Origin of the sequence: Hydrogenophaga sp. RAC07 (assembly GCF_001713375.1) — a bacterium.
In the GTDB taxonomy this organism is placed as follows: Bacteria; Pseudomonadota; Gammaproteobacteria; order Burkholderiales; family Burkholderiaceae_C; genus Hydrogenophaga.
Window position 1 is genome coordinate 2,107,837 of record NZ_CP016449.1, and the last position, 21,217, is coordinate 2,129,053.

The 21,217-nt window shown below is 68.7% G+C and carries 24 protein-coding genes; 4 read left to right on the plus strand and 20 right to left on the minus strand.

Annotated elements, in window-relative coordinates:
* Positions 1 to 88: 88 nt before the first annotated feature.
* Both uvrB and BSY239_RS09865 read right to left on the minus strand, forming a co-directional pair.
* Entirely contained in the window at positions 89 to 2,209 is a 2,121-nt protein-coding gene (gene uvrB, locus BSY239_RS09860; RefSeq protein ID WP_236944171.1) for an excinuclease ABC subunit UvrB, read from the minus strand.
* On the minus strand, positions 2,163 to 2,537 hold the full coding sequence (locus BSY239_RS09865) for a DUF6172 family protein (RefSeq protein ID WP_069046699.1): 375 nt from the start codon (positions 2,535 to 2,537) through the stop codon (positions 2,163 to 2,165). The genes uvrB and BSY239_RS09865 overlap by 47 nt, the downstream gene beginning before the upstream one ends.
* A gap of 88 nt (positions 2,538 to 2,625) precedes the next feature.
* On the opposite strand from BSY239_RS09865, the gene BSY239_RS09870 reads away from it, so the two are divergent.
* Positions 2,626 to 3,228 (plus strand): 3'-5' exonuclease, encoded by a 603-nt coding sequence (locus BSY239_RS09870; RefSeq protein WP_069046700.1) that lies wholly within the window; start codon positions 2,626 to 2,628, stop codon positions 3,226 to 3,228.
* A 6-nt stretch (positions 3,229 to 3,234) separates the two neighbouring features.
* Here the strand turns inward: BSY239_RS09870 and BSY239_RS09875 are convergent, their stop codons facing one another.
* Positions 3,235 to 3,447: a DUF3820 family protein gene (locus BSY239_RS09875; RefSeq protein WP_069046701.1), complete on the minus strand. Its 213-nt coding sequence runs from the start codon at positions 3,445 to 3,447 to the stop codon at positions 3,235 to 3,237.
* Positions 3,448 to 3,497: 50 nt separating this feature from the next.
* Here BSY239_RS09875 and BSY239_RS09880 point away from each other — a divergent pair, with 50 nt between their 5' ends.
* Complete coding sequence (locus BSY239_RS09880) at positions 3,498 to 4,097, plus strand: lysophospholipid acyltransferase family protein (RefSeq protein WP_069046702.1); 600 nt, start codon at positions 3,498 to 3,500, stop codon at positions 4,095 to 4,097.
* Between the two features lie 9 nt (positions 4,098 to 4,106).
* On the opposite strand, the gene BSY239_RS09885 is transcribed toward BSY239_RS09880, so the two are convergent.
* Entirely contained in the window at positions 4,107 to 5,297 is a 1,191-nt protein-coding gene (locus BSY239_RS09885; protein WP_442905802.1) for an aminotransferase-like domain-containing protein, read from the minus strand.
* Positions 5,267 to 5,605 (minus strand): DUF2917 domain-containing protein, encoded by a 339-nt coding sequence (locus tag BSY239_RS09890; protein ID WP_069046704.1) that lies wholly within the window; start codon positions 5,603 to 5,605, stop codon positions 5,267 to 5,269. Before BSY239_RS09890 ends, BSY239_RS09885 begins: the two co-directional genes overlap by 31 nt.
* A 119-nt stretch (positions 5,606 to 5,724) precedes the next feature.
* Between BSY239_RS09890 and BSY239_RS09895 the strand changes: the two genes are divergently transcribed.
* On the plus strand, positions 5,725 to 6,633 hold the full coding sequence (locus BSY239_RS09895) for a LysR substrate-binding domain-containing protein (RefSeq protein ID WP_236944172.1): 909 nt from the start codon (positions 5,725 to 5,727) through the stop codon (positions 6,631 to 6,633).
* Between the two features lie 20 nt (positions 6,634 to 6,653).
* Complete coding sequence (gene nth, locus BSY239_RS09900; protein ID WP_069046706.1) at positions 6,654 to 7,289, plus strand: endonuclease III; 636 nt, start codon at positions 6,654 to 6,656, stop codon at positions 7,287 to 7,289.
* Between the two features lie 10 nt (positions 7,290 to 7,299).
* Here nth and BSY239_RS09905 read toward each other — a convergent pair whose 3' ends face one another.
* Genes BSY239_RS09905 through BSY239_RS09975 form a run of 15 tightly spaced genes read right to left on the minus strand, consistent with a single transcriptional unit; the run spans position 7,300 to position 21,217 of the window.
* Complete coding sequence (locus tag BSY239_RS09905) at positions 7,300 to 7,830, minus strand: hypothetical protein (protein ID WP_156775448.1); 531 nt, start codon at positions 7,828 to 7,830, stop codon at positions 7,300 to 7,302.
* Between the two features lie 22 nt (positions 7,831 to 7,852).
* Entirely contained in the window at positions 7,853 to 8,407 is a 555-nt protein-coding gene (locus BSY239_RS09910; RefSeq protein ID WP_069046708.1) for a histidine phosphatase family protein, read from the minus strand.
* Complete coding sequence (locus BSY239_RS09915) at positions 8,404 to 9,207, minus strand: adenosylcobinamide-GDP ribazoletransferase (RefSeq protein WP_069046709.1); 804 nt, start codon at positions 9,205 to 9,207, stop codon at positions 8,404 to 8,406. The genes BSY239_RS09910 and BSY239_RS09915 overlap by 4 nt, the downstream gene beginning before the upstream one ends.
* Entirely contained in the window at positions 9,204 to 10,253 is a 1,050-nt protein-coding gene (gene cobT, locus BSY239_RS09920) for a nicotinate-nucleotide--dimethylbenzimidazole phosphoribosyltransferase (protein ID WP_069046710.1), read from the minus strand. Before cobT ends, BSY239_RS09915 begins: the two co-directional genes overlap by 4 nt.
* Positions 10,250 to 11,701 carry a cobyric acid synthase gene (locus BSY239_RS09925; RefSeq protein WP_069046711.1) on the minus strand — a complete coding sequence of 484 codons (1,452 nt, stop codon included), beginning with the start codon at positions 11,699 to 11,701 and terminating at the stop codon, positions 10,250 to 10,252. The genes cobT and BSY239_RS09925 overlap by 4 nt, the downstream gene beginning before the upstream one ends.
* A complete protein-coding gene (locus tag BSY239_RS09930) occupies positions 11,698 to 12,672 on the minus strand; it encodes an aminotransferase class I/II-fold pyridoxal phosphate-dependent enzyme (protein WP_069046712.1) in 975 nt (324 codons plus the stop codon). Before BSY239_RS09930 ends, BSY239_RS09925 begins: the two co-directional genes overlap by 4 nt.
* Positions 12,669 to 13,634, minus strand: coding sequence for an adenosylcobinamide-phosphate synthase CbiB (gene cbiB / locus BSY239_RS09935; protein WP_069046713.1), 966 nt, complete (start codon positions 13,632 to 13,634; stop codon positions 12,669 to 12,671). Before cbiB ends, BSY239_RS09930 begins: the two co-directional genes overlap by 4 nt.
* Before the next feature lie 5 nt (positions 13,635 to 13,639).
* Entirely contained in the window at positions 13,640 to 14,887 is a 1,248-nt protein-coding gene (locus BSY239_RS09940; protein ID WP_069046714.1) for an aminotransferase class I/II-fold pyridoxal phosphate-dependent enzyme, read from the minus strand.
* Between the two features lie 10 nt (positions 14,888 to 14,897).
* The gene (bioD, locus tag BSY239_RS09945) at positions 14,898 to 15,578 is read right to left on the minus strand and encodes a dethiobiotin synthase (protein ID WP_069046715.1); all 681 of its coding nucleotides are present in this window, start codon (positions 15,576 to 15,578) and stop codon (positions 14,898 to 14,900) included.
* Positions 15,568 to 16,944 (minus strand): adenosylmethionine--8-amino-7-oxononanoate transaminase, encoded by a 1,377-nt coding sequence (gene bioA, locus BSY239_RS09950; RefSeq protein WP_069046716.1) that lies wholly within the window; start codon positions 16,942 to 16,944, stop codon positions 15,568 to 15,570. Before bioA ends, bioD begins: the two co-directional genes overlap by 11 nt.
* 10 nt (positions 16,945 to 16,954) lie before the next feature.
* A complete protein-coding gene (bioB, locus tag BSY239_RS09955) occupies positions 16,955 to 17,950 on the minus strand; it encodes a biotin synthase BioB (RefSeq protein ID WP_442905803.1) in 996 nt (331 codons plus the stop codon).
* A gap of 39 nt (positions 17,951 to 17,989) precedes the next feature.
* Positions 17,990 to 18,571, minus strand: coding sequence for a cob(I)yrinic acid a,c-diamide adenosyltransferase (gene cobO / locus BSY239_RS09960; RefSeq protein ID WP_069046717.1), 582 nt, complete (start codon positions 18,569 to 18,571; stop codon positions 17,990 to 17,992).
* Between the two features lie 17 nt (positions 18,572 to 18,588).
* Complete coding sequence (locus BSY239_RS09965) at positions 18,589 to 19,350, minus strand: ABC transporter ATP-binding protein (protein ID WP_069046718.1); 762 nt, start codon at positions 19,348 to 19,350, stop codon at positions 18,589 to 18,591.
* The gene (locus BSY239_RS09970; protein ID WP_069046719.1) at positions 19,347 to 20,351 is read right to left on the minus strand and encodes a FecCD family ABC transporter permease; all 1,005 of its coding nucleotides are present in this window, start codon (positions 20,349 to 20,351) and stop codon (positions 19,347 to 19,349) included. Before BSY239_RS09970 ends, BSY239_RS09965 begins: the two co-directional genes overlap by 4 nt.
* A complete protein-coding gene (locus BSY239_RS09975; RefSeq protein ID WP_069046720.1) occupies positions 20,348 to 21,217 on the minus strand; it encodes an ABC transporter substrate-binding protein in 870 nt (289 codons plus the stop codon). The genes BSY239_RS09970 and BSY239_RS09975 overlap by 4 nt, the downstream gene beginning before the upstream one ends.

The window sequence follows — 21,217 nt, forward strand, 5'->3', positions numbered from 1 at the left end:
CTTCGTTCAAGCACAAGGAGAAAACAACGTCATTCCGGGCGCGAAGCGTCGAAATGATCGATCAAACGGGCCAGGCACCGCGCACAGTTCAGGCGATGTTGTCCATGCCAGACGAGCCAAACACCGAGGCCTTGAGTCGGCCCAACTGGTCGCGCACGCTGGCCGCTTTTTCGAATTCCAGGTTGCGCGCGTGCTCCAGCATGAGCTTTTCCAGCCGCTTGATCTCGCGCGCCACGTCCTTCTCGCTCATCTCGTCGATGCTGGCGCGGTGCGCACTCTCGGCGGCCAGGCGATCGGCTTCCTTGCCCGCCTTCTCGCTGTAGACGCCATCGATCAGGTCCTTGATGCGTTTGTTGATGCTGCGCGGCTCGATGCCCATGGCCAGGTTGTGCGCCACCTGTTTGGTGCGACGGCGGTTGGTCTCGTCCATCGCCTTTTTCATCGACTCGGTGATGCGATCGGCATACAGAATGGCGCGGCCATTGAGGTTGCGCGCGGCGCGGCCGATGGTCTGGATCAGGCTGCGCTCGGAACGCAGAAAGCCTTCCTTGTCGGCGTCCAGGATGGCCACCAGCGAGACTTCGGGAATGTCCAGACCCTCGCGCAGCAGGTTGATGCCGACCAGCACGTCGAAGGCGCCCAGGCGCAGGTCGCGCAAGATTTCCACCCGCTCCACCGTGTCCACGTCGCTGTGCAGGTAACGCACCTTCACGCCGTTTTCGGTCAGGTAGTCGGTGAGCTGCTCGGCCATGCGTTTGGTGAGCGTGGTGATCAGCACGCGCTCGTTCTTCTCCACACGGATGCGGATTTCCTGCAGCACGTCGTCCACCTGGTGGGTGGCCGGGCGCACCTCGAGTTCGGGGTCCACCAGGCCGGTGGGGCGCACGAGTTGTTCCACCACCTGGCCGGCGTGCGTCTTCTCATAGTCTGCCGGTGTGGCCGACACGAACACCACCTGGCGCATGCGCTGCTCGAACTCGTCGAACTTCAGCGGCCGGTTGTCCAGCGCGCTGGGCAGGCGAAAGCCGTATTCCACCAGCGTGGTCTTGCGCGCGCGGTCGCCGTTGTACATGCCACCGAACTGGCCGATGAGAACGTGGCTCTCGTCCAGGAACATCATCGCGTCCTTGGGCAGATAGTCGGTCAAGGTGGACGGCGGCTCACCCGGCAGGCTGCCCGAAAGGTGGCGCGAGTAGTTCTCGATGCCTTTGCAGTGGCCGACCTCGCTGAGCATTTCCAGGTCGAAGCGGGTGCGCTGCTCCAGGCGCTGCGCCTCCACCAGCTTGCCCATGCTCACCAGTTCCTTGAGGCGATCGGACAGCTCCAGCTTGATCGCTTCGACCGCGCTGAGCACCTGCTCGCGCGGCGTCACGTAGTGGCTGCTGGGATAGACCGTGAAACGCGGGATCTTCTGGCGCACCTTGCCAGTGAGCGGATCGAACAGCTGCAGGGTCTCGACCTCGTCGTCGAACAGCTCAATGCGGATCGCCATCTCGGAGTGTTCCGCCGGGAACACGTCGATGGTGTCGCCGCGCACGCGGAACTTGCCGCGCGAAAAATCCTGCTCGTTGCGCGCGTACTGCATGCGCACCAGCTGCGCAATCAGATCGCGCTGGCCCACCTTGTCGCCCACCCGAAGCGTCATCACCATCTGGTGGTAACTCTCGGGCTTGCCGATACCGTAAATGGCCGACACGGTGGCCACGATGATCACGTCGCGCCGCTCCAGGATGCTCTTGGTGCAAGACAGGCGCATCTGCTCGATGTGCTCGTTGATCGCGCTGTCCTTCTCGATGAACAGGTCGCGCTGCGGCACGTAGGCCTCGGGCTGGTAGTAGTCGTAGTAGCTGACGAAGTACTCAACCGCGTTCTTGGGAAAGAACTCGCGGAACTCGCTGTAGAGCTGCGCCGCCAGCGTCTTGTTGGGCGCGAACACGATGGCCGGGCGGCCCAGCCGCGCGATCACGTTGGCCATGGTGAAGGTCTTGCCCGAACCGGTCACGCCCAGCAGGGTCTGGAACACCTCGCCGTCGTTCACCCCCTCCACCAGCTGGCGGATCGCCTCGGGCTGGTCACCGGCCGGGGGATACGGCAAAAACAGCTCGAACGGCGAGCCGGGAAATCGAACGAACTCACCCTCGGCGGGTGGCCCGTTGTCCACCTCAAGGAGCGGGGTCTTCGGGGGCGGGGGCAATGTGATCGGGGGCATCGGCAGATTGTGCCGGATGGTCTTCTTTGGCGCTGGTGCCGGGCGGACGGGCCTGGCGAACGCCGGGCTTGGCCAGGATCTCCACATAGGCCTCTGTCGCGCCCTCTTTGGCCACGGCGTCCAGGCTCGCCATCAGGGCGGAGAGGTGCACCACCTCGGCGCTGTCTTTCGTGGCACCGCAGCGGCAGTCGAAGTCCAGAAAATCCACCCCTTCGGGCAGGTCGCGGCGGCGCTCGCGCTTGAGGTATTTTCGGATCTCGTGTTTGACGGCTTCGAGCACGCGGTCGCGGTGACGGCCCTCTTGGGTCAGCTGGAAGGTTTTTCTCATGGCAGTCGGGCGCGTGCAGCGCGAAGTCAGGGAACAAGTCCGGGAATGAAGGGCGCGATTATGCGCGCCGGGGTATCCTGCGTCGCACATGACACCCCGCGAACAACACCCCACGCCCAGCAAGGACGAGATCGCCCTGCTCGAGCCGTTCGACCGCCTGGGCATGGACCGCATCGTGCTGGTCAACACCGCCCGGCAGGCGCGTGAGGCCTGTGCCGAGTTGATCGACAGCGCCGTCTGGGGCTTCGACACCGAGTCCAAGCCCACCTTTTTCAAGGACCAGCTCTCCGACGGGCCACACATCGTGCAACTCGCCAATCTGCAGCGCGCCTGGGTGTTCCAGTTGCACGACCCGGCCTGCCGTGAGCAGGTGGCGGCCCTGCTGGCAGATGCTCACCACACCAAGGCCGGCTTTGGCCTTGGCGACGACACCAAACGCATCGTCTCCAAACTGGCGGTGGAGCCAGCGTCGGTGCTGGAGCTCAACACGGTGTTTCGCGAACGCGGCTACCGCAAGGACATGGGCGTGAAGGGAGCCGTGGCGGTGTTGTTCAACCGGCGCTTCCTCAAATCGAAGAAGGCCGCCACGTCGAACTGGGCCAACCCGCACCTGAGCGAGTCGCAGCTGGTCTACGCGGCCAATGATGCTTACGCCGCAGCGCGCGTGTTTGACGCTCTCGGTCTGCGCTGACCGAACTCAGCGCCGCCGCAACGGCGTGAGCAGATCGCCCAGGCCGTTGTGGTCGATCTCGTGCATGAGCTGCAGAAGACGCCCCACCTCGCTCTTGGGAAAGCCCTCACGCGCAAACCAGTTGAGGTAGTTGCCCGGCAGGTCCGCGATCACGCGGCCCTTGTGTTTGCCGAACGGCATTTCCACCGTGAGCAGTCGCTCCAGATCTTCGGGTTTCATGCGGTGGCATCGTACCGCCGAGCCTGCGCCCGTCGCCGATACTTCGTGCCATGCAACGCACGATCTTCACCACACCCGTCGTCAACACGCTCTTGCGCGCCTTCTCGATCGGGTTCCTGAAACTCACCGGCTGGCGCGTGGAAGGCGCCCTGCCCGCCCACGCCGACCGCAGCGTGCTGATCGCAGCACCCCACACCAGCAACTGGGACCTGCCCTACACCTTGATGGTGGCCTTTGCCTTGCGGCTCAACATCCGGTGGATGGGCAAACAGAGCCTTTTCCGTGCGCCGTTTGGCGGCGTCATGCGCTGGCTCGGCGGCATCGCGGTCAACCGGGCGCAGTCCACCAACCTGGTGGCGGCATCGGCCCAGGCGATCCGCGAGGCCGACGGGCCGCTGCAGCTCATCGTGCCGCCCGAGGGCACACGCAGCAAGACGCGCTACTGGAAGACCGGCTTCTACTACATCGCCCGCGAGGCGCAGGTGCCCATCGTGATGGCCTACATGGACTACGAGCGCAAGATCAGCGGCCTGGGTCCGCTGTTCGAACCCACCGGCGATGTGGAGGCCGACATGGCGGCCATCAAGGCGTTCTACGCGCCGTTCAAAGGCAAGAACGCCGCGCAGTTCGAGTCGACCGACCCCAGCTGAGCCGCTGGATCAGAGTGCCTGGGCCAGCCGTCCCACGCCCTCTTCGATCTTGTCCAGCCCCACGGTGGCAAAGCTCAGGCGCAGCGTGGCGGGGTCGGGATTGCGGGCGTAGAACGGTGCGCCCGGCACAAACGCCACTCCTTTGTCGATCGCGCGTTTGGCCAGCTCGGCGCCACCGGCCACCTTGCCACCCGCGCCGGTGAGCCGCGCCCAGATGAACAGGCCGCCTTGCGGCTGCACGAACTCGATGGCCTCACCCAGTTCGCGCCGCAGCGCATGGCCCATGGTGGTGGCACGCTCGGCATACACCTGCCGCACCCTGGCCAGCGTGGCGGGCATGCGCCCGGCCTTGAGGTACTGCGCAGCCGTGGCCTGCGCAAAGGTGCTGGTGTGTGCATCGCTGAATTGTTTGCACATGGTGGCCTTGGCCAGCAGTTCGGCCGGGCCCACCATCCAGCCCACGCGCAGGCCGGGGCTGAGCACCTTGCTCAGGCTGCCGCAATGCACCAGCCGCTCGCGGCTGCCGGGCACCCCGGCGCTCAGGGCCAGCAGGCTGGGCGGCGGCGCCTCGCCAAAGTACAGATCGCCGTACGGATCGTCTTCCACGATCAGCGTGTCGTGCCTGACCGCCATCTCGAGCACCGCCTGGCGCCGCGCCTGGCTCATGAGCGCGCCGCTGGGGTTGCCGAAGGTGGGGATGAGGTAGACGAACTTTGGCTTGTGCTCGGCAATCAGCTGCTCCAGCTTGTCGGTCTGCGTGCCTTCGCCGTCCACCGGAACCGTGATGAGTTCGGCGCCATACAGGCGGAAGCACTGGATGGTGGCGAGAAAGGTGGGGCCTTCCACGATCACCTTGTCGCCGGGCGAGATCAGCGTTTTGCCCAGCAGGTCCAGACCCTGCTGGCTGCCGGTGGTGACGATGAGGTCGTTGGCCGCTACGCCGCTCACGCCTTTGCCGGCCATGAAGCTGGCGATCTGCTCGCGCAGCGGCTGGTGGCCTTCGGTGGCGCCGTACTGCAGTGCCGCGCCTGGCTCCTCGGAAAGCGCGGTGTTCACCGCTTCGCGAATGCCGTCCACATCGAACAGCGCGCTGTCGGGGAAGCCGCCAGCAAAACTGATGATGCCGGGCCGGCCCAGCAGCTTGAAGAGTTCGCGGATGGCGGAGGTTTCTACGTTGTTGAGGCGGTCGGCAAAGGGAATGGTGAAGGGCATGGTGGCGGTTTCCGTGAGAGCGTGGACAACGGCCACCATTCTCGCGCACTGGCTGCGCGTGGCTCCGCGGCTCCGCTCAGGCGCAACACCGAGTCTTTCAGTGCATAGGCGATCACACGCTGCTGCGGCCGCGTGGTGAAGACCTCGCCGGGCTGCAGCACCACGTCGCGCTGCTCGTGGTCCAGCGTGATCCAGACACTGCCCTCGCGGCAGACCAGGCGCAGCGCGCCCCGGGGAATGACCTGCAAGGCCTTGTGGGGCATGTTGAGGTCGACGGTCAAGGTTTCGGTTTTCATGGAACGCTCCTTTCACATCAGGGATGTGCATGACTGTACGGAGCGGTCCTATACTGCGCAAACGCTCTTTTTGAATGTCTGGTATGCCATTTGAGAATGTGAAAACCCTCCCCCCGCCGATGCCGAGATCGCAGATGCTGCGGCTGGACCTGCTGCCCTGCTTCGACGTTGCCGCGCGAACGCTGAGCTTCACCCAGGCGGCGCAGGAACTGAGCCTCACGCAGTCGGCGGTGAGCCGGCAGATCCAGTTGCTGGAAGAGAGCCTGGGCGTGGCGCTGTTCGAGCGCGGACACCGCTCGCTCACGCTCACCGAGGCCGGCGAGGTGATGCAGCGCGCCACGCGCGACGCGCTGGAGCGCCTGCGCGATGCTTCGGCGCGCGTGCGGCCCGGCCCGGGCCTGCGACAGGTCGCCATGACCTGCACGCACGGCTTTGCCTCGTTGTGGCTGATCCCGCGGCTCGCGCGCTTCACCGCCAGCCACCCGCAGGTGGACGTGCGCATCTCGGCATCGATGGAGATCATGGACCTGGAGCGACAGCGGCTCGACGTGGCGGTGCGTTTTGTGCCGTCCAGCGTGGGCCGGGGGCAGGCGCTGTTCGAGGAAATGGTGCAGCCCCTGTGCGCGCCCGCGCTGCTGCGCGACAAGACAGCTCCGCTGCGCCAGCCCGCCGACCTCGCCCGGCACACCCTGCTCACGATGGAGAAGCCCGCCGGTTTTGCGCTCACCTCGGACTGGGACCCCTGGTTCCAGGTGATGGGCCTGCAGGACATGCGCATGAAGAACACCATGCATTTCACCCAGTACGCCGACGCAGTCGCCGCCGCCGTGGCCGGGCAAGGCGTGGTGATCGGCCGGCTTCCGCTGCTGCAGTCGCTGGTGAACGAGAAAAAACTCGTGGCGCCATTCCGCAGCGGCGCGGCGGCCACGCGCCGGGGCTACTACCTGGAGGTCGCGGCCCACGCCGACCGCAACGCCGACGCGCAGGACTTCGCGCGCTGGCTGCGCGCCGAGGCCGAGCGGCCCTGAGCGCATGTGAGAATCCGCGCATGAAAACCGCCCAGATCGAAGCCTTCTTCGCCACGCTCCAGGCCGCCAATCCCACCCCGCAGACCGAGCTCGAATACACCAGCGTGTTCGAGCTGCTGGCCGCCGTGCTGCTCTCGGCCCAGGCGACCGATGTGGGCGTGAACAAGGCCACGCGCAGGCTGTTTCCGGTGGCGAACACGCCGCAAAAAATCCTGGACCTCGGGCTCGAAGGACTGGAGGGCTACATCAAGACCATCGGCCTGTACCGCAGCAAGGCCAGGCACCTCATGGAAGCCTGCCGCATGCTCGTGGAGCAACACGGCGGCGAGGTACCGCGCACGCGCGAAGCGCTCGAAGCCCTGCCCGGCGTGGGCCGCAAGACCGCCAACGTGGTGCTCAACGTGGCCTTTGGCCAGCCCACCATGGCGGTGGACACGCACATTTTTCGCGTGAGCAACCGCACCGGCCTGGCGCCCGGCAAGACGCCGCTGGCGGTGGAGCAGCAGTTGTTGAAGCGTGTGCCACCCGCCTACGCGGTGGATTCGCACCACTGGCTGATCCTGCACGGGCGCTATGTGTGCCAGGCGCGCAAGCCGCTGTGCCCGAAGTGCGCGGTGATCGCGTACTGCGATTTCAGGGACAAGACCCCGGCCTGACAGCGCCTGCTCACCGCACCAGCGGCAATACACAGCCTGTGCCAAGCACGGTCCGACCCGACAACAAGGCGAACCGGGTGCCTGTCGTGAGCTGGGCCATGGCCAACTCGGGGCGCAGGAACTGAACCTCCAGCGTGCAAGGCACTTCGGGCACCGGTTCCCCATCCGAGGGCACCGCCAGGCGGGTGGTGAATCCTTCGGAGCCCACCACCAGGGCGCCATCGAAGTGACCCGCGCGGATCGGACGGCTGAGGCGGGGCGTGTCGGCCGCCAGCAAGGTGAGTTCGATGCGGGCATGGGGCTCGAAAGGAGTGCCGGCCACGAAGCCTTGCAACTGGTGCCTGGGCGCCCGCGCGCGCTGCATCAACCACCCGATGACGTTGCCCACGATGGGCAGCCACAGCACCATCAGCAGGGAGCCCACATCGCGCGCCAGCGAGGGCTGTGGCGCGAACCAGCGCACCAGGCCTCCGATGAGGGCCAGCACCAGCATCATCACAGCCATGATCTGGCGGCGGGAGGACATGGAAGTCGGGGTCATGGTGTGGTGGTGGGGGGATGTTTCAGAAAGACAGCGAGGTCCAGCCACCCGGCTCGGGCGCGTCCTTGGGCCACTGGGCAGCATCACCGATGTGGGCGCCGCCCGTGGCCACGATGTGGCGCACCGCGCGGATCACGCCGGCGTGCGTGACCCACACGACGTCGGTGCTGGTCGCAGACCGCACGTCGTCCAGCGCGGCGGCCACACGGTAGAGCAGCATCTGCGTGCTCTCGACGCCACCAAAGCGGTGGTGCGCGAAGTCGGCCATCCACTCATCAAACGCGCTTCGCGGCATGCTGTCCCAGCGCTGCAACTCCCAGGCGCCAAAGTCCATTTCGTTCAGCCGTGTGTCCATTCGCGCTGCGCCCAGTTCGGGCCGCGCGGCCTGCAGCGCGCTGACCATCTGCTGCGCGCGCAACAGGCCCGACACCCACACCGGCGTGCCCGGTGGCGGCAGTGGGGCAAAGGCGTTTGCGGCCTCGCGCGTGAGCACGGCGTCGGCCGGCACGTCGCTCGAGCCGTAACACAGGCCGTCGGGCAGCAACACGCGCGCGTGGCGCAGCAGCCAGAGTTTCATGAGAGCGCAAGGGCCAGGCCCAGGTAGAACAGCACTTCGCTCACCTGTTGCGTGGCGCCCAGGCCATCGCCAGTGAAGCCTTGCAGCCGGCGCTGCAGCAAGCGCCACATCCAGGCCAGGCCGATCGCGGCGCCGAGCACGGCCTGTGCCCACGGCACATCAGGCAGCAGCCACACCACGAGCACCATGGCCAGCGCCCACCACAGCAGGCCCGCAGCCAGCGCGCCATTCGACAGACTCTCGGCCAGCGGTTTGCTTTTGGACTGCGGTGTGTCCCCCACGTGCGGCAACGTGCGGATCACGAACAACGGCGCCGTGCGCGAGGTGACATGGGCAGCGAACAGCGCCACCACCGCGAGCCAGGCGTCCGTTTGCGCCAGCAGCGCGAGCAGCGCTACCTTGGCGAGCACCACCAGCACCAGCGCGATCGCGCCATAGCTGCCGATGCGCGAGTCCTTCATGATCTCCAACGCCCGGCCGCGGTCCATGCTGCCGCCCAGCCCGTCGGCCAGATCGGCCAGCCCGTCCTCGTGAAAGGCGCCGGTGAGCAGCACGCCGAACACAGTGCTGGCAATCGCCGCCACCCAGGGCGCTGCGGGCACTGGCGGCAGGGCCAGCAGCAGACCCCACAACACCGCCGCCGTGAGCACACCCACGATCCAGCCCACACCCGGGAAATGCGCGGCGCTGGCGCGCAGCATGGCGGGACTGAAGCCCACCCAGTCGGCCAGGCGCCCTGTCACCGGGATGCGGGTGAAGAACTGCAGGGCCAACAGGAAATGACGGACGAACTGCGTCATGCGCGCGCTGGAGCTGCCTCGTCGCTGCGCGACACACCCGCCGCCTCGAAGCTCGCCATCTCGCGCAGCAACGCACACGCGCTCACCAGCAGCGGCCAGGCCAGTGCTGCGCCCGAGCCTTCGCCCAGGCGCAGGCCCAGGTCCAGCAGCGGCTGCGCCTTGAGGTGGGCGAGCATCAACACATGGCCACGCTCGCCCGAGCGGTGCGAGAACACACAGCGCTGCAACACGTGCGGTTGCATGTGCGCAGCCACCAGCACGGCAGACGTCGCGATGAAGCCGTCGACCACGATCACGCGCCGCTCCTCCGCGGCCTGCAGCACGGCGCCCACCAGCGTGGCGATCTCGAAACCACCGAAGGCCGCGAGCGCGTCCAGTGGCGTCTTCGCGTCGGCGTGACGCGCGAGCACATCGCCCAGGATGCCGATCTTGCGCTGGACGGCCGACGCATCGAGCCCCGTGCCGGCACCGGTGACCTCGGCCACGTCCAACCCGACCAGGCGCGCGAGCAGCATGGACGCGGCCGAGGTGTTGCCAATGCCCATTTCACCGAGCAGCAAGGCGTTGCCCGGCAGGCCCTGCAACACCTCGCGGCCGTTGTTGATGGCCTGCGCGCACTGCTCCGCGCTCATGGCCGGGCCTTCGAGCGCGTCGGCCGTGCCGTGTGCGATCTTGCGGATGACCAGTCCGTCGCGTTCAGCGAAGTCGTGCTTCACGCCGCAGTCCACCACCGTGAGGCCGATGCCGTGCTGGCGCGCGAGCACGCTCACCGCCGCGCCGCCGGCCAGAAAGTTCTCCACCATCTGCCAGGTCACGTCGCTGGGATACGCCGACACACCGCGCGCGGCCAGCCCGTGGTCGCCCGCGCACACCAGCATTTGTGGCGACCGCAGCTCGGGCGCCGTGGTGCCGAGAATCAGGCCGATGCGCTGCGCCAGCGCTTCAATGCGGCCAAGCGAGCCCAGCGGCTTGGTCTTGTTGTCCAGCGCGCGCTGCAAGGCTCGGGCGAGTTCGGGTTGGGAGATGTCGGCAATGTTCGTGTTCATGGTGCGATGAGTTGATCGAGCACGCCGGGCTCGAAGTGGGTTTTGATGAAATCGGCCAGGCCGTTGAACACGGTGTCCAGCGTGGGTGCGGTGGCGCCGAACAGCGCGTGCAGCACGCGCGGGTCTTCAAACAAGCCGTGCAGGTAGACGCCGAGCACGTTGCCCGCCGCGTTCTGCCAGCCCAGGCCGTTGGGCAGCACTTCTCGCGCGATGTCGCCACCCGCCGCCATGGCGGGATGCTGGGCGGTCTGGCCGTGGTGGATCTCGTAGCCGGCAGCGGCCACACCCGAGAGCGCGGTCCACGCGCCATGCAGGGTGCCGAACGTGGTGTGGGTGTGGCGCACGGTCTTTTGCAGATCGAACTGCGTCACCAGCGGCAGCAGGCCGAGACCGGGTGCGTTGCCGTCGATGCCGTGCGTGTCGATCAGCGCCTCGCCCAGCATCTGCAGTCCGCCGCACACGCCCAGCACCGCCCCGCCCTGCGCGGCGTGTGCGGCGATCGCGCGGTCCAGCCCCTGCGTGCGCAGCCAGGCCAGGTCGGCGGCGGTGGCCTTGCTGCCGGGCAGCACGAGCCAGTCGGCGCCGGCGCAGTCGGCCGGTGCGCGCGCCCAGACCAGGCGCACGCCCGGCACGTTCTTGAGTGGCTGGAATTCGTCGAGGTTGCTGATGCGGGGGTAGGCAATGACCGCCACCGTCTTGCTCACGGTGCCCGAAGCGCGTGTCCTGTCATCGAAGACGCCATCTTCTTCGGGCAGGCCGTGCTGCCACCACATCGGCAGCGTGGCCACCGTGGGCACACCGGTCAGGTCCTGCAGCATCTGCGGCGCGGGTGCCAGCAGGCTGGCGTCACCGCGGAACTTGTTGAGCACGAAGCCGTGGATCAGCGCGCGCTCTTCTTCGGGCAACAGCGCCCAGGTGCCGTAAAGGTGGGCGAAGGCGCCGCCGCGGTCGATGTCGCTCACGAGCAGGCAGCGCGCGTTTGCGTGCAGCGCCACGCGCATGTTCACGATGTCGCTGGCGTGCAGGTTGATCTCGGCCGGCGAACCCGCACCCTCGATCACCACCACGTCGTTCTCCGCCATCAGGGCTTCAAGCGCGGCGGCGATCTGCGGCCACACGTGCAGGCTGCGGCCGCGCCACGGCATGCTGGAAAGCGCTTCGTTCACCTGTCCCATCAACACCACCTGGCTGCGCGTATCGGCCTCGGGCTTGAGCAGCAGCGGGTTCATGCGCACCTCGGGTTCGGCGCGCGCGGCGAGCGACTGGAAGTACTGGGCAGAGCCGATCTCACCACCGGCCACCACCCTTGCGTTGTTGCTCATGTTTTGAGCCTTGAACGGAGCGACCTTGAGGCCCTGCCGCGCGTAATGCCGGCACAGCGCGGTGGTGAGCCAGCTCTTGCCGGCGCCGCTGGTGGTGCCCAGCACCATCACACAACGCGCGGTCATTGCATCACCTCTGCGTGGGCCAGTGCCTGACCCAAGGCCCGCTGCGCTTCGGGCGGCAGCACACCCAGGCGCCAGTGGCTCGGCAGGCCGAACGACGTGGTGTCGCGCAGCTTGATGCCGGTCGCGCGCAGGGCCGGCGCGTCGAGCGGGCGCCGCGGCGCGGCGCAGACATAGTTCGCTTCGCTGGGCAATGCCTGCCAGCCCAACTCGGCCAGCAGGTCCAGCTGTTCACGCTTCCAGCCGCGCAAGGTCTGCAGGCTCAGCGCCAGCCAGTCTTGCGCGGCGGGTGATACCCAGGCTCCCAGCAGCGCCACGGCGTGCGCGCCCAGGGGCCACGAGGGCGCGAGCTGGTCCAGCGCACGCGCCTCGGCCCCGGCGCGCTCGGGCGCGATGGCATACGCACCGCGCACCCCCGTGAGGCCCATCGCCTTGTTGGGTGTCCAGAGTTGCCACACGCCTTGCAGCGTGGCGGGGTCCAGGCTGCAGCGCCCGCTCAGGCGCAGCGGTTCGTAGGCGCGGTCCAGCACCACGGGCGCACCCGACGCCGCCACACGCTGCGCCATCGGCTCGGCCTGGCCCAGCGGGCTCGAAGGCTCGCACAACCAGGCCAGCTGGGCACGCGCCGGGTCGTGCACGACCTCGAACTGCCAGGCTTGCGCGGCGTGGGCGTAGTCGCCATAGGCCAGTGCCGGCAGCCAGACCTGCTGTCCGCCTTCGCGCGCCACCCAGGCGGTGAAGCGGCCGATGAATTCGCTCGCGCTGCCGGCCAGCACGATGCGCGCAGCGTCCACCGCATGAAACGCGGCGAGGGATTCGCGCAGGGCCGTGTACGCGGGGTCGGGGTAATGGCGCGCATCCGCCTGCTGCACAGCGTTGAGCGCGCTCGGACAGGGACCACAGGCGTTGACGTTGGTGGAGAAGTCCCACCGGGGAACACCCTGGGCGTCGGGCCCGCCGTGTGTGATCGTCATGGCGCATACCTCCAGGCCAGCACGCCCCACAGCACCGCAGCCACCGTGAGCAGGGACACCACGCGGCCGGCCAGCCGCAGCGCCTGCGCGGTGTCGGCGGCCTGCGGGCTGCGACCCGCACCATGCAGTTCATACACGCCGGGTTTGCCCAGCCGCACGTCCAGCGCCAGCGCCATCGCAGCCATGGGCCAGCCGCTGTTGGGCGACGGGGTGCGCCGCGCTTGCGCCGCCAGCGTGTGCATGCCGCTCGCCGCACCCAACAGGCCCAGCAAGGCGCCGGTGAGGCGCGCGGGCAGCCACGACAACACGTCGTCGGCGCGCGCGGCCCACTTGCCAGCCCAGGTCCAGTCGCGACCGCCACGCTCGCCACGGTAACCCCACATGGCGTCGGCCGTGTTGGCAAAGCGGTAGAGCGCAGCACCCGGCAGACCGGCGATGGCAAACCAGAACAGGGGTGCCACCACCGAATCGTTGAGGTTTTCGGCCAGCGATTCGATGGCGCTTTCGCGCACCTGCGCGGCTTCGAGCGCGCTCACGTCGCGGCTCACCAGCCAGGCCAGTCGTGCCCGCCCGGCCGGCAGCGACTCCATCAGCGCGGCTTCCACTGCCCTCACCTCGTCTCGCAACATGCGCCAGGCCAGCAGGGGTTTGAGCAGGACACCAAGCACCAGCGCCTGCGCCCACCACAGCCAGCCGGCCATGGCGCCCACCAGCACGATCGCAAGGACCACCACCAGCACCGCACCGAAGCTCCAGGCCAGCGCACCCCCGACGAAGGCGCGCGCGGCGTGCGGCGGGGCGTCCACCGCGGGTGCCACGCGCGAACCCATGAAGTCCAGGTACCGCCCCATGGCCACCACCGGGTGCCAGCGCGCGGGCGGTTCACCCAGCGCACGGTCCAGCGCGAGCGCCACCAGCACCGCGAGCGGTGCGGCAATGGCCGGCAAGAGGGGTTCGAGCATGGTGGTCAGGCCTCGACCGGCGCCATCGATGCGGTGGCAGGTCGCATGCCCAAGGCGCGGGCCGCGCTGCGCAGCGCGCGCAACAGCGTGTCCACATCCTCGGGCTGATGCGCAGCCGACAGCGCAATGCGCAGCCGCGCCGTGCCCGCCGGCACGGTGGGCGGGCGGATCGCCGGAACCCACAAGCCCTGTTCGCGCAGGGCCGTCATCACCGCCAGCGCGGCGGCGTTGTCGCCGATCACCAGGGGCTGGATGGCCGTGTCCGAGGGCATCAGGGTCCAGCCGGCGGCATCAACCGCGGCATCGGCGCCGGGCGCCAGGCCATCGCGCAGCTGTGCGATGCACGCCTGCAAATGCTGGCGCCGGTGCTCGCCATCGACCCCCAGCACGCAGCGCAGGCTGGCGCGCACCGCCTCGGCCAGCAGGGCTGGTGCCGCGGTGGCGTAGGTGTAGCTGCGGGTTTTCTGCAGCAACCACTCCACCAGCCGATCGGGCCCGGCCACAAAGGCGCCGGCCACGCCCAGGGCCTTGCCCAGCGTGGCCATGTAGAGCACCCGCGGCGAGGCGTGTGCCCCGGTGAGGCCGGTGGCGGCCAGCGCGCCGCGGCCTTGCGGGCCGAGCACGCCGAAACCGTGAGCGTCGTCCAGCAAGAGCAGCGCGTCGTGCCGCTCGCACAACGCGTGCAGGCCCGCGATGTCGGCGATGTCGCCGTCCATGCTGAACACGGCGTCGCTGATCACCAGCTTGCGGCGGGCCGGGCAGGCCGCCAGCAGCGCGTCGAGTTGCGGCAGATCGGCATGTCGGTAGCGGTGCACCAGGGCTTTGGACAGCCGGGCACCATCGATCAGGCAGGCGTGGTTGAGCGCGTCGGAAAACAAGGCATCACCCTCGCCCACCAGCGCGGGCACCATGCTCGCGTTGGTGGCATAGCCGGCGTAAAAGTACAGCGCGCGCGGCAGGCCCACGGCCTCGGCCAGTTCGCGCTCCAGCGCCGCGTTGGCCACGCTGTGGCCACTGACCATGGGCGACGCGCCCGCCCCCACGCCGTAGCGGTCCACCGCGGCGTGCACCGCTTCGCGCAGCGCGGGCGCCTGCGACAGACCCAGGTAGTCGTTGCTGCAGAAGGCCAGCAGGGATTCGCCATCGACCAAGAGCCGGGCGCCCTGCGCCGGCACCACCTCGCGCCGGCGGCGGCGTAGCGCCTGGGCGTCCAGCGCGGCCAGGCGGTCATCGAATTCGTTCAACCAGCTCATCGTGTTTCCTCTACCGCCAGGCCGCGGGCAGGTCCAGTGCGATCTCGCCGGGCCGGGGGGTGGGTGTGTGCCAGGGCACGCTGCCCAGCAGGGGCGCTGGCAACCAGCGGCGCAGGGTGTCGATGTTTTCGTCGCGACAGGCCATGTCGGGGTCGATGGCGTTGGCCACCCAGCCGGCCAGTTGCAGACCGTCGGCGCGGATGGCTTCGGCGCTCAGCAGGGCGTGGTTCAAGCACCCCAGGCGCACGCCCACCACCAGCACCACGGGCGCGCCGATGGCTTTGGCGAGATCGGCCAGGGTTTCGCGCTCGTTGACCGGCACACGCCAGCCGCCGGCTCCTTCGACCACCACCACGTCCGCATGCTCTTTCAGCGCGCGGTGTGCGATCAACAGGTCGGCCACGGCCACGGATCGCCCGGCGCGCTCGGCCGCGAGGTGCGGCGCCATGGCATCGGGCAGGGCCACCGGGTTGTCGAATTCGGCGGGCACGGCCACGCTGGAGGCTTCGCGCAGCGCCAACACGTCCTCGCTGATCCATTGCCCCTGGTGATCGATCAGGCCCGCCGCCACCGGCTTCATGCCGACCACGCGTCGGTGGTGCTGCGCCAGCGCGCGCAAGAGCGCCGCACTCACCAGCGTCTTGCCCACGCCGGTGTCGGTGCCGGTGACGAAGCAACCGTCAAACGCCATCGCAGACCCCGTCCAGCGCGAGCGCGATGAACGGCTCTTCTTCGGCCAGCGTGGCCTGCAGCGCGGCGAGCGCGCCCGTGGCCAGAAAGGCCCCCTCGGCTTCGTCGATCACATACGGCGGCATGGCGTACAGCGTGTGGCCGATGGGCCGCAGCAGCAGACCTTGGTCGAGCGCATGGCGTGCGTATCGGCGGGCGAAGTCGGGCAGGCTGCTGGACACGTCCCACGCGAAGATCATTCCGGAGCGGCGCGCGTGGCGCACACGCGGGTGGGCAGACAGGGGCGCAAACTGCGCGGCCAGACGCTCGCCGGTGGCCACGTTGTGCCGCAGCGCGTCGGTCTGGTCGAACAGGTCCAGCGTGGCCAGGGCCGCACGGCAGGCCAGCGGGTTGCCGGTGTAGCTGTGCGAATGCAGGAAACCGCGCGCAACCTGGTCATCAAAGAAGGCGGCGTAGACCTCGTCGGTGGTGAGCACCACCGACAGCGGCAGCGTGCCGCCGGTCAGGCCCTTGGACAGGCACAGGAAGTCGGGCCGGATGCCGGCCTGCTGGTGCGCGAACAGCGTGCCGGTGCGTCCAAAGCCGACCGCGATCTCGTCGAGCACCAGGTGCACCTGGTAGCGGTCGCAGAGTTCGCGCGCGCGCCGCAGGTACACGACGTCGTGCATGGCCATGCCGGCGGCGCACTGCACCAGCGGCTCGACGATGAGGGCGGCCGTGTCCTCGTGGTGTTCGGCCAGCCAGTCGGCCAGCGCCGCCGCCGCACGCTCGGCCACGTCGGCGTTTGATTCACCGGGCGCGGCCGCGCGGGCATCGGGACTGGGCACGGTGGCGCCCAGGCGCACCAGCGGCGCGTAGGCCTCGCGAAACAGCGCGATGTCGGTCACGGCCAGCGCGCCCACGGTCTCGCCGTGGTAGCCCCCGGCCACACCGACGAAACGGTTCTTGCGCGCGCGTCCGGCGTTGCGCCAATGGTGTGCGCTCATCTTGAGCGCGATCTCGGTGGCGCTCGCGCCGTCGCTGCCATAGAACGCGTGGCCCAGGCCGGTGAGCGCTGACAGGCGCTCCGACAGCTCCACCACCGGCGCGTGGGTGAAGCCGGCGAGCATCACGTGGTCCAGCGTGTTGAGCTGGTCGACCAGCGCGGCGCGGATGGCGGGGTGGTTGTGCCCGAACAGGTTGACCCACCAGGAGCTGATCGCATCGAGGTAGCGCCGGCCTTCGTGGTCGTGCAGCCACACGCCCTCGGCCCGCGCCACGGGAATCAGCGGCAAGGCCGCGCCGTCGGGCGCGTGCAGCTTCATCTGCGTGCACGGGTGCCACACCGCCGCGAGGCTGCGCTGGCGCCAGGCTTCGTTGACGGACATCGCAGTAACCTCAGGCGCGGCGCGCCTGCATGCCCAGCTTGGCCAACAGGTTCATGTCGGCCGCCACGTCGGGGTTGCCGGTGGTGAGCAGCTTCTCACCGTAAAAGATGGAGTTGGCGCCGCCCAGGAAACACAGGGCCTGCACCGCCTCGCTCATCTGCTGGCGTCCGGCCGAGAGGCGCACGCGGGCGCGCGGCATGGTGATGCGCGCCACGGCGATGGTGCGCACGAACTCCAGCAGGTCCAGGTCGGGCTGGTCCGCCAGCGGCGTGCCCTGCACCTTCACCAGGTTGTTGATCGGCACCGACTCCGGGTAGTCGGGCGCAAGGTTGGCGAGCTGGGCCACGAGCGCGGCGCGCTGGCGGCGCGACTCGCCCATGCCCACGATGCCGCCGCAGCAGACCTTCACGCCCGCGCCGCGCACGCGCTCCAGCGTGTCCAGGCGGTCCTGGTAGTCGCGCGTGGTGATCACTTCGCCGTAAAAATCAGGCGCGCTGTCCAGGTTGTGGTTGTAGTAATCCAGGCCGGCATCGCGCAGGGTTTCGGCATGGCCGTCATTGAGCATGCCCAGCGTGGCGCACGCCTCCAGGCCTTCTTCCTTCACGGCGCGCACGAGTTCGGCCACGGCGTCCACGTCGCGGTCCTTCGGCGCGCGCCAGGCCGCGCCCATGCAGAAGCGGGTTGCGCCTGCCTGCTTCGCGCGCTGCGCGGCCTCGCGCACGGCGGCCACGCCCATGAGCTTGCCGGCTTCCAGACCGGTGTCGAAATGCACCGACTGCGGGCAGTAGCCGCAGTCCTCGGGGCAGCCGCCGGTCTTCACCGACAACAAGGTGGCGAGCTCGACTTCGGTCGGGTCGAAGTGCTCGCGGTGCACGGTCTGCGCGCGGTGGATCAGCTCGGAGAACGGCAGGTCGAACAGCGCGGCCACATCGTCGACCGACCAGCGTTCGGTGGTGGCGGGAGCCGCGGAGGGGCGTGGCACGAGGCGCACAGGTTGTTCGTTCAGGGTGGTCGTGGTCATGGCTCTCTTCTTTCGGGAACAAGTTCAATCTTCAATGCCGCGCTGGGCGGGAATGCCCGCCTTGAACGCGTGTTTCACCAGGGTCATCTCGGTCACGGTGTCGGCCAACTCGATGATCTCGGGCGGGCAGCGCCGCCCGGTGATGACCACGTGCACATGGCGCGGGCGCTCACGCAAGGTCTGCAACACGTCGTCGAGCGGCAGCCAGCCATAGATCAGCGGGTAGGTCAGCTCGTCGAGCGTGACCATGAAATATTCACCCCCGAGGATAGCCGCGCGTGCTTTCTGCCAGCCGTCGCGCGCCAGCTGGGCCGAATGCTCCAGATCCTGGCTCTTCCAGCTGAAACCGTCCCCAAGTCCTTCAATGGGCAAACCGAGTTGCTCGAAGATGCGGTGCTCACCAAAACGCGCCGAAGGGACCTTCATGAACTGGAAGATCTTCACCAGCTTGCCATGCACGTGGGTGCGGCCAAACGCCCGCAGCGCAAGCCCGAAGGCAGCGGTGCTTTTGCCCTTGCCATCACCGGTGTGCACGATCACCAGGCCGCGGCGTTCACCCTCGGGCTTCTCGTAGCGTTTGTCGGTGGGGGGGGATTCGATCTGCATCAACAGTCTCCAAAAATTCAACGGGGCAGTGCCACCCACTGGTCGCCCAGCGGGTGGATGGCGATGCGGTGGTCAAAAACGTCTTCCAGCGCCAGGTGGGTCACGGGGTCCGCGCAAGCGCCCTGGTGCACCACGCGGCCTTGCGCCATCACCACCATCTGGTCGGCATGCAGCGCCATGCCGATCTCGTGCAGCACGCTCACCACCGTCTTGCCCTGCGCCACCAGCTCGCGCACCAGCAGCAGCCAGTCGGCCTGGTGCGGTGGGTCGAGGTTGGCCAGGGGTTCGTCCATCAGCAGCACGTCGGCGTCCACCGCGAGCAGGCGCGCCAGCAGCACACGCTGGCGTTCACCGCCCGAGAGAGCGCCCAGCGGCCGTTCGCGCCAGTCCCACGCCTGGGTGGCGCGCAAGGCCTGCTCCACGGCCACGCGGTCGGCGTGCGAAGGCGGCACCAGCCAGGGCTGGTGCGGCAGGCGCCCGAGCATGGCCACGTCCCACACGCTGAGGTCGTCCGCGCCCTGCTCGCCCTGCCCCAGCCAGGCCAGGCAGCGCGCACGTTCGCGGCCGCGCCATTGGCCCAAGGGCCGGTCCATCAGCTGCACCTGGCCGCTGTGCGGCAGCAGTCCGGCCAGCACCTTGAGCAGGGTGGACTTGCCGGCGCCGTTGGGCCCGACCACGCTGGTCCAGCGCGAAGCTTCAAAAGCCACATCGACGCTGTGCAGCACCGGCGTGCCGCCCAGCGACACACCAATCCCGGTGGTGTGAAGAGCGTGCTTCACAGCGCACTCCCCGGCCGGCGGCGCCGGTGCATCAGCCACAACAAATAGCTGCCACCCAGCACCGCGGTGAGCACGCCCACGGGCAGTTCCTGCGGCGCGATGATCCAGCGCGCCAACACGTCGGCGGCCATCAGCAGCAGGCCGCCCATCAAGGCGCTCAGCACCAGCAGCCGGGCGTGCGTGGTCTTGACGATGGAGCGCACCAGATGCGGCGAGGCCAGGCCCACGAAAGCGATCAAACCGGTCTGCGCCACGGCCGCGCCGGTGGCCAGCGCCAGCACCGCCACCAGCACGCCGCGCACGGCGCCCAGGGGCAGGCCCAGGCTCAGCGCCGTGGATTCGCCCAGGGCCAGACCGTCGAGCACACGGCCCAGCGAGGCCGCCACCAGCACGGCCACCAGCAACATGGCCGCCATCACGCCGCACGCCGCCCAGCCCACAAAACCGGTGCTGCCCAGCATGAAGCCCTGCATGGCCTGCAAGGTGTCGGGCGAAGCGATGGTGACCAGATCGCGCCCGGCGCCCAGCACCACACCCACGATCACGCCGGCCAGCAGCAGGCGCAGCGTGTGCTGAACGCCCTTGGCCAGGGCCAGCGTGAGCACCACGCCGAGCACCGCGCCGGCGAACGCGGCGCTGGTGAGTCCCAGGCGCACCAGCCACTGGGTGGCAAACGGTGAGGTGCCGAACAAGGCCAGCGCCAGCGCCACACCAAGCGCCGCGCCCGAGGCACTGCCCAGCAGGTACGGATCGGCCAGCGGGTTGCGAAACAGGCCCTGTGCCACCGCACCGGCCAGGCCCAGCAACCCACCGGCCACCCAGGCGCCCAGCGTGCGCGGCAAACGGATGTCCCACAGGATCTGCCAGGCCACCGGGTCGTTGTGCGCGTTCAGCACGCTGTCAAACCCGGTGCTGCCCACCCCGGCGCCCAGCAGCAGCACGGCCGCCGCCGCCACCAGCAAAGCACAGGCGAGCCAGAGGCTGTGGCGGGCTCCGCTCACCGGAGCCCCTTTTCGCTGATGCAGCGCGCCATCACCCGCGCGGCTTCGGCCATGCGCGGGCCCGGGCGCACCAGCACGTCGGACTCTTCGGCGGTGAACACGCACACGCGCTGCTCGCGCAGGGCGCGCATGCCGCTCCAGCCCGGGCGCTGCGCCATGCCATGCACGTTGCGGGCGCCGATCATGATCAGGTCGGGGTTGGCGCGCACCACGTACTCGGGGTTGATGCGCGGAAACGGGCCGAGATCGGGTGTGACGATGTTCTGCACGCCCAGGCGCGCCATCAGTTCGCCAATGAACGACTGCGTGCCGGCGGCGTAACCACCCGCGCTGACCTCGTAGTACACGCGCAGCGAACGTGCTCCGGGCGGCAACGACTGCGCCGCCGCCATCACGCCGGCGTCGATGGCGCGCCAGATGCGCTGGGCATCGGGCACTTCCAGCAACTGGCCCAGCTTGCCCATGACACGTTGCGCGTCGGCCGAGCTCTTGGGCTCCATCGCCAGCACCTTCAGACCCAGCGCTTCGAGCCGCTGCACACCGCGCGACGACGTGGCCATCAGCACCACGTCGGGTTTGAGCGCCACGATGGCTTCGATGTTGGGATCGATGCCGCCGCCCGCCTTGGGCAGCGCGCGCACCGACGCAGGGTGGTTGGAATACCGGTCCACGCCCACCAGCCGGTGGCACTGACCGAGTTCGCACACCGTCTCGGTGAGCGATGGCAAGAGCGAGACGATGCGCTGCGGCGACTGCGGCAGCGACACCACAACGCCGCGGTCGTCGGTCACCTGCAGGCCCGCCGCGTGCAATGCGCCGGCCCAGCAGAGCAAGGCGACGGCACTCAGCCAGCGTCCGATGAGCAT